Below are 13,956 nucleotides of genomic sequence, written 5' to 3' on the forward strand. Positions count from 1 at the left end.
GTGCTCGTACAGACGCTCGATCCCCCGCCCTCGTAAACCCAGTGATACCCGAAAACGGGGTAGAAAACGACTGATACCTGTAAATAGCAGTTTCACGATAGGAGAGGGATCCGCGTCGGTGTGGACGATCGGCACCACGCTCCCGAGCGTACCAAATATGTTAGCATACGGTTCTATAGGATGAACTATCATATACGCTCGGTGAAAAAGATGTGTGAACGACCACCAAGACTGACCGTTCCGCCGACGCGGTAGGAAGCGAGTATGGACTTCGAGGAGTCGAGGTTCACCCGTCGCCAGTTTCTGGGTGCCGGGATCGCCTCGGTCGTCGGGACCGCGGCGGGAATGCGGTTGCAGAGCCCCCGCTGGGGACTGAGCCGCGGTGAGACGAGCCCCGTCGTCGAGGGTCCGGAGGTCGGTCTCGAACCGGTCGTTTCCGACCTGTATCAGCCTATCGCGATGGCCTTTCCCCGCGGCGATCCGTCGGTGTGCCTCATCGCGGAGAAGACGGGCGTCGTCCGCCGCCACGACGCGGACGGCCTCCGAGACGAACCGTTCCTCGACGTTTCCGACCAGCTCGCCGAGCCCGAGACGTGGGAGATGGGGTTTCTCGGCTTCGAACTTCACCCCGACTTCGCGGCCAACGGGAAGTGCTACGCCCGCTACAGCGCTCCGCTGTCGTCGGACGCGCCCGACCACTACTCCCACACGTTCGTCCTCTCGGAGTTCACCGCACCCGGGGACCGACGCCGCGCGGACCCCGCGACCGAGCGCGTTCTCCTCGCCATCCCAGAACCGGGGACGAACCACAACGCGGGGGCGATCGCCTTCGGCCCCGACGGATACCTATACGTCGCCACCGGCGACGGGAGATCTGGAGACATGGGGGCGGGGCGCGGCCACGCCGACGACTGGTACGTCCTGAATCGGGGCGGAAATGGTCAGGACACCGAGGAGAACCTCCACGGAAGCGTCCTGCGCATCGACGTCGACGACCGCGACGACGGGAAACCCTACGCCGTCCCCGACGACAACCCGCTCGTGGGCGAAGCAGGGCTCGACGAACACTGGGCGTGGGGATTTCGGAACCCGTACCAGATATCGTTCGGCCCGGACGGTCGGCTGTTCGTCGGGGACGTGGGATCGAACCGCTTCGAGGAGGTAAACGTGGTCCGTCGCGGCGGCAACTACGGCTGGAACGTCCGCGAAGGCAAGCGCTGCGTCGCGAACCGCTACGTGAACTACGCGCTCGCGAAGCTCCCCTTCGCCCGGAACAACTGGCCGGCCTGTCCGAGCGCCACGTCCGACGGGGAGCCGCTCGTCGACCCCGTCGTCATCTATCCCCACCAGCGCGACGGCGAACCGTTCGGTCGGGCCGTCATCGGCGGACGGGTCCACGACGGCGACGCACTGCCCGACCTCCAGGGGAAGTACGTGTTCGGCGACTTCCTGGGCGACGGCCGGGCAGGTCAGCTGTTCGCCGCGTCGCCGGACGACGACCCCCTCTGGACGATGCAGGAGCTCCGCCCGACCGTCGACGGCGAGCCCTTCGAGAAGTACGTCCTCTCGTTCGCCGGCGGTCCCAGCGGCGAGACCTACGTCCTCGCGTCGAGAATGGCGGAGGAATCGGGGGCCGTGTATCGCCTTACCGACCCGCCGTAGTGGTTCTGTACCGGGCCGGAGCACGTCCCGGCCGCGCGGAGTCGTCAACGATACCCGGCGACGCGAGACGACGCGACCGGCTACGCGGCCGCCGCGGCGGCGCGGAGGAAGATGCCGACGCCGAGTTCGATCTCGCGGTGAGACGAGTCGAGCGGCGGGAGGAGCCGTATCGTCTTCCGGCCGCACCCGAGCGTGAGCAGGCCGCGTTCGAGCGACTCCCGGACCACGGCGTCCCGGCGCGCCTTGTCGTCGAACTCGACCGCGAGCATCAGGCCCTTGCCGCGGACGTCGACCACGTGGTCCGGCGCGTCGTCGCGGAGGATCTCCTTCGCCTGCCGACCGCGGGCGGTCGCGTTGTCGAGCAGGTCGTGCTCCTCGATCGCCTCCAGCGTGAACGCGCCCTGCATCGACGAGAGGACGTCGCCGCCCCCGAACGTCGACCCGAGGCGGTTCTTCTCCGAGGGAAAGACGTCGGAGCGAGAGACCGTCGCGCCGACGCGCAGCGCCTTCGCGCTGGCGATGACGTCGGGTTCGAGGTCGTAGTGGTCCGAGGCCCAGATCTCCCCCGTGCGGCCGATCCCGGACTGGATCTCGTCGACGACCAGCGGGATGTCGTACTCGTCGGTGACGGCCCCGACCTCCCGCATGAACGCCTCGCTCGGGAACCGGTAGCCGCCGACGCCCTGGATCGGTTCGAGGACCGCGAACGCCACCTCATCGGGGTTGACGTGGCCGCCCTCGGGCGCGAGCGAACTGCGGAGCTGCGAACTGCCACCGGCGAAGAACCCGCAGTCGCAGCTGTCGGGGTCGCAGGCGCGGTCCGCGCAGAACGGGACCTCCCTGATGCCCGCGATCTCCGGGTAGTACCGGGTGTACACCTCCTTCGAGCGCGTGACCGAGAGGGTTCCCAGCGTCCGGCCGTGGAAGCTTCCGGTGAACGCGTAGCCGTACTTGGCGGCTGGGGCGTGGTCGTGGGTGATCTTCATCGCGTTCTCGACGGCCTCCGCGCCGGAGTTCGAGAGGAAGACCGTGTCCATCCCGTACTGCTCGGAGACCTCGACGAGCTTGTCCATCAGGTGACTGGCGCCGGGGAACTCCGCCGAATCGGGGTCCGGACCGGCGCCGTAGTACATGTCCTGTCCCGCGATCTTCATCGGCTCCACGAGGTCGAACTCGCGGAGCTTGTCGAGGACCTTCTCGTTGTTGTAGCCGAGCGGCGCGGCCCCGATGTGGCAGGTGAAATCGAGCAGCACGTTCCCGTCCACGTCCGTGACGAAGGGGCCGTCGGCCTCGGCCGTCACGTCCCAGACGAACTCGTGGGAGTACTCGCTCGGGGCGGCGTTCTCCCGGTGGAACTCGATCCACTTCCGCGCGTTCGGACCGGGGAGCGCGTCGGCGTCCGGTTCGGCTGTTGCCCTGTCCATACACAGTAAACGTGTATGACGTACATTAATCTTGGTGTAGATGGCCGATCCGACACGTCGGGTCTGGCTCGAAAAACGTCGGGAAACCGCTGTCGAGAAGCGGTTCAGTCGTCGTCGGCGACGACCTCGTCGCTCTGGCGCGACCGCTTCGACCTGGACCCGAAGATCCAGGCGTCCTCCTGCAGCAGCACGCGGCCGTACCGCGAGCTGAACTCCTTGATCAGCCCCAGCCCGGCGAGCAGGCAGACGAACGCGAACGGGCCGCCCGTGATGATGGCCGCGGACTGCAGCGCCTCGACGCCGCCGAGGGTCATGAGGATCGCGGCGGTCATGCCGAGGACGACGCCCCAGAAGATCCGGTTGATGCTCGACGGCTTGGCCTTGCCGCCCGTGGTCATCATCGAGACGGCGAGCGTCGAGGAGTCGGCGGACGTGATGAAGAACGTCGTCACGAGGATCATGAAGGCGATCATGAACACGGAGCCGAGCGGGAACGCCTCGAACAGCGCGAACCCGGCGACCGACGCGCCGTTCTCCCCGACGGGGCCGAGGATGTCCGTGACGCCGTTGTGCTGGGCCCAGACAGCGGAGCCGCCGACGAAGGTGAACCACGGGATGGTCGCGGCCGAGGTCGCGAAGATGCCGGTGAAGGCGACTTCGCGGACGGTGCGCCCGCGGGAGATGCGGGCGATGAACAGGCCCGCGAACGGCGACCACGAGAGCGCCCACGCCCAGTAGAACACGGTCCAGGCGTTGGCCCACTCCGTGCCGCCCTCGACGCCGGCGCCGGTGAACAGGCTCATCGACACGAAGTCGGTGACCATCCCGCCCACGGCCTGCGTGCCGAGCAGGAGGAGGAAGGCGGTCGGGCCGACGATGAACGTCGCCACCATGAGCACGATGAACAGGGCCATGTTGAAGTTCGAGAGGCGGCGGATCCCCTTGTCGACGCCGAGTACCATCGACACCGTGAACAACAGGGTCATCATCGTCACGACGGCGATGATACCGGTGGTGCCGAGGTCGATCCCCCACTGGTAGTCGAGACCGGTGACGAACTGGCTCCCGATGAAACCGAGCGACGTCGCGACGCCGCCGATGGTCGCGAAGACGGCGAGGACGTCGATGGCCTTCGCGGCGGGACCGTCGAGGTTATCGCGACCGAGCAGCGGCGTGAGCGCCGACGACACCCGCAGGGGGACATCGTCGTAGTTGTACGCGAAGTAGCCGATGGCGATCCCCATGATAGTGAAGACCGCGAGCTGCGGGAGCGCCCAGTGGAACAGGGTCTGCTGGACGGCGATGGTCATCGCCTCGGCCGACCCGCCGGAGACGTCGAACAGGGGCGACGGGCTGTCGTAGTAGAACAGCGCCTCGGTCGGCCCCCAGAAGACGACGCCGGCCGCGAAGCCAGCCGAGTAGAGCATGGTGAAAAAGGAGAAGAAGCTGTACTCGGGCTTCTCGTCGCCGAACTTGATCTTCCCCCACGGGCCGACGATCAGATACAGCAGGAAGAGGACGACGAGGAAGACGATCAGCAGCAGCGCCCAGTTGAGATACCCCAGCAGCACGTCGTTAGCGGTCGCGATGGCGCTCTCGACCGTGCTCGGACTGACGAAGTACAGCAGGATGAGCCCCACCGTCAGCCCCGCGCCGAACAGGAAGACGACCGGGTCGAGTTCCTCGCGGAACGCTTCGACTGCGCCCGCGTCGGCGTCGGCGTCGCTCATCCGCCATCACCCCCGCTGCGGCGGTCGTTCAGGTGTCTCCGCCCGTTACCCCGCGGCTGATTACCGGCATGCACCATGCATGGTGGTGACATGCCATACACAATTACTGATAATGGTATAAGTTTTTTCTTTCCGTACCTGCCATATACAGATAGCGTTTACCATGGGGCGTCGCGAGCGGAAGCGCGATCGGGCGGGAAAGCGCTCGAAAAGCGCTGTCAGTACGTCGTGGATGAAAAGCGAGAGTCGATACCGAAAAGGAGCCGCGGAGCTACTTCGTGAGGTCTTCGACCGCGCGCTCGCGGGTCTCGGCGCTCTCCGTCACGCGCTCGGCGAACTCGTCGACGCTGTCTTTGATCTCCTCGCGCGTCGCCTCCGGCGAGAACTCGTCCGACATCGTCAGCAGGCGGACGAACGCGCGGAGCTCCTCGTCGGTGATCTGGGCGAACTCCTCCTTCTCCAGCTTCTCGACGACCTCGTCGACGTCGATCTGGCCGACCGGATCGACGTTGAACTCGACGTTGACCATCCGATAGTTGGAGTCGGCGAGGCGCTGTTCGGCCTTGCCGACGCCCTCGGACAGCATGTCCTTGAACGGCGTGTAGTAGCCCATCGTGCCGAGATGGAGGAAGGCGAGCATGTCCGTGATCCCCTGCGTGAGCGCCTCGCGGTCCTCGTCGTCCGGGTCGAAGACGGTGTTGCGGTCGCGGTCTTCGAGGTACTCGAAGAGGATGCTGAAATCGAGCATCGCGTTGCTGACACGGCGGCGTATCCGGTTTCGCTTCTGCTTTTTCGAGTGCTCCGTGTAGTCGGTCTTGCGACCCAGCAGGAAATCGCGGTCCGACGGCGTCAGAATGCCCCGCGGTCGGTCCGAGTCGGCCGCCCTCGCTAACTCCTCCGGCACGTCGTCCTGACTCATACACGGAAAGCGGTTATCGGACGGATTAATGCTTGCGGTAGGCGACGGTTTCCGGACGGGTCCCGCGGCCAACAGAAGAGATCACCGACAGTCTTTGGACGGTTCCGCCCGTGACGAGTCTCGACGGTCGCTACGAGCGCCGTCCACAGTTACTGTGGCCGCCGGACCGACGCCGGGGCTCCTCGGGCGGGACGACGATCAAGGCTGACGCCGGGACAGTTCGACGACGCTGTCGGCGAGCAGGTCGACGCCGATGCCGAGGCTGCGCTCGTCCACGTCGAAGGTGGGCGTGTGGTGGTTCGTCGGATGGTCGGTGCCGACGACGAGGTAGGTCGCGAGGCCGCCCGACGACTGCACGCGCTCCATGAAGTACGTCGCGTCCTCGCTCGCGCCGAAGTCGGCGCTCGGGACGACCGTGTCGACGCCCCGGACCCCCTCCGCAACCTCGCCGACGAGCGCCCGGAGTTCGGGGTCGCTATCGGCGCGGGGCGACTCGCTCGTCACCCTGACCGTGACGTCGCAGTCGTGCATCTCGGCGGCGGCGTAGAGGACGCGTTCGAGTTCGGTCCTCGTGTACTCCATCAGCGCCGTCGTCTCGCCGCGGACCTCGCCTTTGAGCGTTATCTCCTCGGCGATGACGTTGCTCGCGGTGCCGCCCTCGACGCAGCCGAAGTTCACCCGGGTCATCCCGTCGGGGTGGCGCGGGATGGCGTAGGCGTTCTGCACCGCCGTCGCCATCGCCTGCATCGCGTTCGCCCCCTCGTTCGGCGCCTTCCCGGCGTGCGCGCTCGCGCCCTCGAACGTGGCGGTCAGGTGCGCCATCGCGAGCGGCTTCCGGACCCCCGCGACGATCGTCCCGGTCGGGTTCTCCAGACCGATGTGTAGCGCGAACAGGTAGTCGACGTCGTCGACGAGCCCGCTCTCGACCATTGGCTTGCCGCCGCCGGAGATCTCCTCCGCCGGCTGGAAGAACGCCTTGAACGTACCGGAGAACTCGCTTTCCTTCACCGCCTCGACCGTCCCGAGGGCGATGGCGGCGTGGGCGTCGTGGCCGCAGGCGTGCATGTAGCCGTCGTGTTCGGACCGAAAACCCTCGTCAGCCGGTCGGTGGCCGGGGTCGTCCGACTCCGCGAGCGAGATGCCGTCGAGGTCGACCCGGAGGCCGACGGTCGGTCCCTCCCCCTCGTCGAGCGTGGCGACGACGCCGGTGTGCCCGTCGGCGGTGCGCTCCAGAACGTCCCGGCGGACGTCTTCCCTGATCGCCCGGGCGAGCCACTCGTCCAGTTCGTCCTTCGAGGGCACCGCCATCCGCTCGTCCGCTGCGAGCGCCTCCTCGCCCACCGCGAGGTCGTCGACCCCGATCCGCTCCAGCTCGTCGACCACCCGCGCCGTGGTCCGCAGCTCGCACCACCCGGGCTCCGGATGCCGGTGGAACTCCCGCCGCAGAGCCGACAGCCGGTTACGTACGTCGTGGGACACTTTCCCGGCCTTTCGGCGTGGAAGCACTTAACGATAGTCGAATTTCGTATACAGTTCGTCCGGTATCGGTGTACGCATCGCCCCGGGCGCCGCAGCGGCGGAAGGTAGCCGGGAGCCGTCTCGTCGGCTTCGCCGCCGTCAGTCGAGGTACGCGACCGCGTCCATCTCGATCCGAACGTCGCCCGGGAGCCGCGACGCCTCGACGCAGACCCGCGCCGGCGGGTCGCCGTCGAACCGCGCGCCGTAGGCCTCGTTAATCCGCCCGTAGTCGTCTAAGTCCGCGAGATAGACGGTCACCTTGACCACGTCGTCGAGACCGTCGCCGCCGGCCTCGGCGACCACGGCGGCTACGTTGTCGAGCACCCGGTCCGTCTGGGCTTCGATGTTCCCGTCGACATCCTCGTCCGTCTCCGGGTCCACCGGACCGAGCCGGAGACGTAGAGCGTGTCCCCCGCGAGAACGCCCTGCGAGTAGGGGTTGTCGTTGCGCGGCGCGCCGTCCGCGACGATCCGGCGGGCGTCGCTCACGGTCAGGTCGACCCCGTCGCCTCGGCGGTGACGTGCTCGATCGCGTCGACGACCACGTCGAGCGCCGTCTCGGCCAGGTCGTGGGTGATCACGAGCGGCGGGAGCAGGCGCAGGACGTTGCCGTGCCGACCCGCGGTCCAGACCAGCACGCCGCGCTCGAAGCAGTACTGCTGGACGGCGTCGACGGCGTCGCCGTCCGGGTGGCCGTCCGCGTCGACGAACTCCGCGCCGATGAAGAGACCGCGGCCGCGGACCTCCGCGAGGCGGTCGGTCGTCGCGTCGACCTCGCTCAAGCGGTCACGGATGTACTCGCCGACCTCCCGGGCGTGCGAGAGGAGGTCGTGCGCCTGAATGTACTCGATGGCTCGGAGGCCGGCCCGCATCCCGACGACGTGACCGCGGTACGTCCCCGCGTGGTCGCCGGACCCCCAGGTGTCCAGTTCCTCCTTGTAAATCGTCGCCGACAGCGGGAACCCGACGCCGCCGAGCGCTTTCGCCGTGGTCATCGCGTCCGGCGTGACGCCTTCCCAGTCGCAGGCCCACCACTCGCCGGAGCGGCCGAGGCCGCTCTGTATCTCGTCGAAGACCAGAGGGAGCCCGTTGTCGTCCGCGATGTCGCGCAGCCCCTGCAGGAACCCCTCCGGGGGCGTGACGACGCCGCCCTCCCCCTGAATGGGCTCGACGAAGATGCCGGCGGGGTTGGAGAGGCCGCCGTACGGGTCCTCCACGATCGCTTGAACCTCCTCGAGGGCGTGGTCGACCGCCTCCTGCGGCTCCTTCCCCTGCGCGAACGGATGCGGGTACGGGGCGTGGACCGCGTCCGAGAGCAGCGGCGTGTAGTGACCCTTGAACTTCTTGTTGCCGGTGAGCGTCATCGCACCGGGCGTCGCGCCGTGATACGCCCCGCGGAAGGCGATCAGGCCGTCGCCACCGGTGTTGTACTTCGCGAGCTTGATCGACGCCTCGACGGCGTCGCTCCCGGTCGGCCCGCCGAAGACGACGCGGCTGTCCCCCCGCAGCCCGCTCGGGGCGATCTCGTCGAGCTTCTCGATGAGGTCGAGGCGAGCCTCGCTCGGGAAGTCCACCGTGTGGACGAGCTTGTCGGCCTGCTCGTGGACGGCTTCGAGCACGTACGGGTTCGCGTGGCCGACGTTCAGAACGCCGATGCCGGCAAAGAGGTCGATGAAGGTGTTGCCGTCGGCATCCCGCACCGTCGCGCCCTTCCCCTCCTCGAAGGCGATCGGGATGTCCTCGGGGTACGCGACCGCGCTGCTGTCTATCTCCCGCTGCTTCTGCAGGAGCTGCTCGGTTTTCGGTCCGGGGACGTTGTCAACGTCCGGCGCATCATCGTAGTGGAGTTCCTCGATCGGTGGTCCTGCGGTCATACCTGACACCATGTGAAACGCTAATAAATAGCTTATCCACAATAACCATATAATACGTACACAGTTACTGAGTTAGTTCGCTCTGTATGTCCCAGAAGGGCGAGTAAACGTGTTGCGAACGCCACTGTCTCGGTCACCCGACTGATCGTTACACGCAGAACCTCCGGATACCCACCGCCGGGCGCCGTCGAAGTAGTAATCGACCGGTTGTTTGAACGTTCTCGATCGTTCCCCTAGCGAGTGGTTGGGAATGGCCTTCTCGGATCGGCCATCGTAATTATTTTATTTATTATTATATCTCTAACGAGTGGTATGATTTACACATCTGGAAACGTTCCATTTTAATCTAATCAGGTATATAATATATAAATGGGATTGTACTGCGCCCCTAGTTTACGCTACAATACATATGAAATCCTTTTTCCGTAAATGAGCAGTTGTGGTCGCATATTCGATAGCTATAAATAACATATATTATTTTTATATTTTAATTTATAATTTATATAAGTATAGTACGGAGTCTCAGACTTTGCAGACCTCACTATCCAGCCGTGAAAATAGCACGTGTGGAGTAGGAAATGATTGACAGATACATATTATAGAAATACCTCAATAACGGCCCGAACACGTGAACTGCCGCGAGATCGGATCCCGGAGACTCTAGCTCTACGACGCGCTCCGAGGCCATCGAATAGGACGAGCCCGACGATGGCCGGACACGTCGGGCGATACGACTGCGTTATCGCCATCCGTACCCGGACAACTCTATTCCTCCCCTGGACGATGATCGGTTCGATGATGGACCCCTGGTGGGGAACTGCTCCCCGAGCGCCCATGATCGCCAGCTCGCCGCGGTTGATCGTAGTAACCACCGCCGGTCGCCCGCTAGTCGCGACCTGGACAGGAGCGGGACCGACAACGGGGAGGACGCTCCCGATTTCCCGGCGGCTGCGTCGCTACGGGAGAAATACCCGACGCGTTACCGGTGGGGCGCCTGGGCTCTCTTCGGAGATACCGGGCCGAGGAGTGCTTACGAAGCGGAATCGGGCCTCCGCGTCCGCTCGATAATACGATCGTAACCGATCCGTGGCAGTAAACGGTCTATGACACTTATTCCAGTCCCCGAGAAAGCGCATGGTCGGGACTTGGCGTTCCGGGCGGTATACCGCATCGTCGCGGCCGTCCGGGAAGGCTCAAGGAGGACCATGGACCACAAGGACGAAACAACCGACGAGGGCACAGAACGACGCGCCGCGGCGGCGACGCGCCGCACGGTACTCTCAGTCGCCGCCGTCGGCGGCCCCTACGCGATGTTCGCCGGCGTCCACCGATCGACCGACCAGGAGAGCGCTCGGATCGAGCTCGGCGGCGAAACGCCCGGGTGGGTCGGCAGAGCGCCCGCCGACATCGAGGGCGAGACGAACCCGACGCTGACGCTGACCGCCGGCGAGACGTACGAGCTCGTCTGGGAGAACGTCGACGGAGCGCCGCACAACGTCGTTATCGTGGACGGCGAGGGCTCCGAACTCGTCCGGAGCGAGATCATCAGCGAACAGGGCACGACCCAGACCGTCGAGTTCACGGCGAGCGAGGAGATGGCGGAGTACTACTGCGAGGTGCATCCGAACACGATGCACGGCGACGTCGCGGTAGAAGCCGAAACGACGGCAGAATCCGCCGTAGAAACGTCCGAAGGGGAAACCGACGAGGAAGAGGAGGAACTGGAACGACCGACGTTCGATCCGGACGTGGTCGAGGAACACCAGGGAGACGTGGCGACGATCGCCGTCTCCCTCGGCGATTACGACCGGTGCGACGTGGTCATCGGGTCACAGGAACTGAACTACAAGGTCGGATTCACCGCCATCGACGGCGTCGCCGCCGAGGAGGACGGAGACGGCCAAGGCGGTGAAGACGCCGCGAGCGGCGACGGAGCAGGGGACGGCGGCGACGAAGAACAGGCGGGAAGCGACGGACAACAAGACAGCAGCGACGGACAACAGGACGGTAGCGATAGCGGACAGGACGACGGCGACGCCGTCGAGGCCGACGGCGTGGTGAAGATAGCATTCGATTCCTTCGTCGCTGGGCGAGGGGACGAGTCCGGGATCAGGGCGGTGAACGAGGGGGATCGGATCCGAAACTACGAGCATGCGACCCCGGAACTTCCGTCACCCCTTGATCCAACTGCCTACCCGCTCGAGGCGTACGTCGAGGGGGAGTTAACGGCCTACGGCGCGTTGCTGCTGCAGCCCCGCGAGACGGTGGATGCGACCCCGGGGGTGGCACCGGACGGGTCGAGTCCCTCGTCATCGGACGACTTCCCCGACCACGTCACTCGGCGCGAAGAGGTCGCGACGGGCGACTGGGCGGTAGTCGAAGTCGAGGCGTCGGGACTGTACGCCACGCTCGACGATATCTCGGCGTTCGACGACGAATCGCTGGGATACGAGCTGAACATCGTACGGACCGACGTACCCAACCGCCGCGACACGATCCCGCTGGAGGAGGTCAGCGTCGTCACGGACGCCGAGAACGATCGCTTCTTCGTCGTCGCGGATACGGACTCACTCCAAATCGGCGCGGTCTACGAGACGATGTTCACCATCACGGACGCCAACCCGTACGTGCCCGACGGCGAGAGCGAGAGCGTTTCGACGTCGTTCACCGTCGTCGAACGGAGCGTCTCCTTCGACATCGACGGGGACGCGCTGACGGTGCCGCCGTCGGAAACGGAACTCACCGGGACGGCGTCGGTCGCACCCGGAACGCCTCTCACGGTGATGGTGGCAAGCACTCAAGAGATCCATCTCCGGGAAGCGGTACAGACCACGGTCGAAGAGGACGGCACGTGGGCCGCGACCGTCGACTTCTCCCGCTACGTTCCCGGTATGCGGTTCGTCGCGACCGTGCCCGAGTTGGACGCCAGGGTGGAAGGGGAGGTCGTGTCGGGGGAATAAACTATTGGCGACGTTATCCTCTGGCGCGGCCGAGACGACTGCGATCAGCCGATAGTGATTAGTATTACTGTTCAGTTTCACCAGCCAGTGTAACTAAGCAGTATTATCGGTGAGGACCCCCCTACTATAAAAACGCTATTTTCGGTTCAAAATTTATGTGTATCCTCGTGGTAAGTGGCTTCGAAATGGTCTCCGAACACAACCTACAAGATTACGAGGACGCACGGGGGAGCTTCTCCTGGGACGACCTGTACGACGCGGCCGACTGGGACGCGCCGGAACGACTGAACGTCGCCCACGAGACGGTCGACCGCCACGCCGAGGACCGGTCGAAGGTCGCGCTGTACTACCACGGAACCGACGGGGAGCGCGAGACCGTCACGTTCTGGGAGCTGTCTGAGCGGTCGAACCGGTTCGCGAACGTCCTCGACGACCTGATCGACGAGGGCGACAGGGTGTTCTCCTACATGCCGCGGGTCCCGGAGCACTACGTCGCCATGATCGGGACGCTCAAGCGCGGCGCGGTGTGGGGGTCAGTCAACGAGCGGTTCGGACCGGACGGCATCGCCTATCGCCTGGACGACTGCGACGCGAAGGTCGTCGTCACCACGCCGGAGAACCGCGACACCGTCGGGGAGGCGCTCGAAGACGCTCCGTCCGTCGAACACGTGATCGTGGTCAGCGACGATGGCACCGGAGTCCGGCCGGGCGATCTGAGCTACCACGGCGTCGTCGACGCCGCGGACCGCGAGTACGACGCCGCCGAGACCGGCGGCGAGGACGACGCGCTCCTGTACTACACCTCGGGAACGACCGGTCCCGCGAAGGGCGTGTTGCACAAACAGCGGTGGGTCGCCGGCGTCGCGGCCACCCAGAAGTACGCCGTCGACCTGCAGGAGGGCGACCTCTACTGGTCGACCGGCGACCTCGGCTGGCTCACCGGAGCGATCAACACCCTCGGGGCGTGGTTCTGGGGCGCGTCGCTTTTTACCTACGAGGGCGAGTTCGACTCCGAGACGTGGGCCGACCTCCTCGACGAGTACCCGATCACGGTGCTGTTCTCGGTGCCGACCGCGTACCGCATGCTCCGGACCGACGACGAGGTGCTGTCGGACGCGTCGCTCGACCTCCGGCACGCGCTCTCGATCGGCGAGCCCCTCAGCGCCGGCGTCGTTGAGTGGGGCGAGGACACCCTCGGCGTGACCATCCACGACACCTACGGACAGACGGAGACGGGCAACATGATCATCAACAACTACCCCTCGATGGAGGTCAAACCGGGGTCGATGGGGAAGCCGCTCCCCGGCATCGAGGCCGCCGTGGTCGATCCCGACGCCGGCGAGCGCCTGCCGCCGGGCGAGACCGGCGAGATCGCCCAGCGCGGCGACTACCCCTGCTTCTTCGCCGAATACTGGCAGAAGCCGGACAAGACCGCGGACTGCTTCGTCGACGGGCCGGACGGCGAGTGGTACCTCTCGGGCGACCTCGCGCACACGGACGAGGACGGCTACTTCTGGTTCGAGGGCCGGGCCGACGACGTGATCATCTCCTCCGGCTACCGGATCGGCCCCTTCGAGGTGGAGTCCTCGCTGGGCGAACACCCGGCGGTCGCCGAGGGCGCGGTCGTCCCGAAGCCCGACGAGCAGCGGGGGACCATCGTGAAGGCGTACGTCACCCTCACCGAGGACTACGAGCCCTCGGAGTCGCTCGTCGAGGAGATCCAGACCCACGTCAAGGAGGACCTCGCGGCCCACGAGTACCCCCGGGAGATCGAGTTCGTCGAGGAGCTCCCCAAGACCGTCACCGGGAAGATCCGGCGGACGGAACTGCGCGACCGGACCGAGGACCCGACCAGTTAGGCGCGTCCGGA

The 13,956-nt window shown here is 65.7% G+C and carries 8 protein-coding genes and 1 pseudogene; 3 read left to right on the forward strand and 6 right to left on the reverse strand.

Annotated elements, in window-relative coordinates:
• Positions 1-264 precede the first annotated feature (264 nt).
• Entirely contained in the window at positions 265-1,662 is a 1,398-nt protein-coding gene (locus tag D8670_RS18935; protein WP_121819672.1) for a PQQ-dependent sugar dehydrogenase, read from the forward strand.
• Between the two features lie 80 nt (positions 1,663-1,742).
• On the opposite strand, the gene D8670_RS18940 is transcribed toward D8670_RS18935, so the two are convergent.
• The 6 genes and pseudogenes from D8670_RS18940 to D8670_RS18965 form a co-directional block, all read right to left on the reverse strand.
• Positions 1,743-3,086 carry an aminotransferase class III-fold pyridoxal phosphate-dependent enzyme gene (locus D8670_RS18940; protein WP_121819673.1) on the reverse strand — a complete coding sequence of 448 codons (1,344 nt, stop codon included), beginning with the start codon at positions 3,084-3,086 and terminating at the stop codon, positions 1,743-1,745.
• A 104-nt stretch (positions 3,087-3,190) separates the two neighbouring features.
• Positions 3,191-4,816 carry a BCCT family transporter gene (locus D8670_RS18945; RefSeq protein ID WP_121819674.1) on the reverse strand — a complete coding sequence of 542 codons (1,626 nt, stop codon included), beginning with the start codon at positions 4,814-4,816 and terminating at the stop codon, positions 3,191-3,193.
• 271 nt (positions 4,817-5,087) lie between these two features.
• Positions 5,088-5,735: a DUF8102 family protein gene (locus D8670_RS18950; protein ID WP_121819675.1), complete on the reverse strand. Its 648-nt coding sequence runs from the start codon at positions 5,733-5,735 to the stop codon at positions 5,088-5,090.
• A 198-nt stretch (positions 5,736-5,933) separates the two neighbouring features.
• Positions 5,934-7,214 (reverse strand): amidohydrolase, encoded by a 1,281-nt coding sequence (locus D8670_RS18955; RefSeq protein WP_121819676.1) that lies wholly within the window; start codon positions 7,212-7,214, stop codon positions 5,934-5,936.
• A 138-nt stretch (positions 7,215-7,352) separates the two neighbouring features.
• A pseudogene (locus D8670_RS18960) lies at positions 7,353-7,741 on the reverse strand (Rid family detoxifying hydrolase).
• Positions 7,742-7,743: 2 nt separating this feature from the next.
• Positions 7,744-9,126, reverse strand: a complete 1,383-nt coding sequence (locus D8670_RS18965; protein WP_121819677.1) for an aspartate aminotransferase family protein — start codon at positions 9,124-9,126, stop codon at positions 7,744-7,746.
• Positions 9,127-10,331: 1,205 nt separating this feature from the next.
• Between D8670_RS18965 and D8670_RS21405 the strand changes: the two genes are divergently transcribed.
• Entirely contained in the window at positions 10,332-12,086 is a 1,755-nt protein-coding gene (locus D8670_RS21405; RefSeq protein WP_205254117.1) for a cupredoxin domain-containing protein, read from the forward strand.
• A 185-nt stretch (positions 12,087-12,271) separates the two neighbouring features.
• The gene (locus tag D8670_RS18975; protein WP_121819678.1) at positions 12,272-13,945 is read left to right on the forward strand and encodes an acetate--CoA ligase; all 1,674 of its coding nucleotides are present in this window, start codon (positions 12,272-12,274) and stop codon (positions 13,943-13,945) included.
• Positions 13,946-13,956: the final 11 nt, after the last annotated feature.

The sequence above is a fragment of the Halostella limicola genome (assembly GCF_003675875.1).
Classification (GTDB): Archaea; Halobacteriota; Halobacteria; order Halobacteriales; family Natronoarchaeaceae; genus Halostella; species Halostella limicola.